Consider the following 284-nt stretch of genomic DNA (forward strand, 5'->3'; position numbering starts at 1 on the left):
GCGCTGTCAACTGCCGGTTCTGTTCGACCGGCAAGCAGGGATTTTCGCGCAATCTGTCGCTTGGCGAAATCATCGGTCAATTGTGGATGGCCGAATTCGCGTTGCGTCGTGATCTTGGACGCGAGGGCAAGAACGAGCGCGTCATCACCAACGTGGTGATGATGGGCATGGGCGAGCCGCTGCTCAACTTCGACAATGTGGTGGGTGCAATGCGCCTGATGCTCGACGACAACGCCTACGGGCTGTCGCGTCGCCGTGTCACGCTGTCGACCTCGGGTGTCGTG

1 pseudogene is annotated in these 284 nt (G+C 60.2%); it reads left to right on the forward strand.

The annotated features are described in order from the left end of the window. Positions 1-284 (forward strand): annotated as a pseudogene (locus tag CDV44_RS27625) (23S rRNA (adenine(2503)-C(2))-methyltransferase RlmN); the annotation flags it as partial.

Source organism: Pandoraea sp. PE-S2R-1, from assembly GCF_002179865.1.
Classification (GTDB): domain Bacteria; phylum Pseudomonadota; class Gammaproteobacteria; order Burkholderiales; family Burkholderiaceae; genus Pandoraea.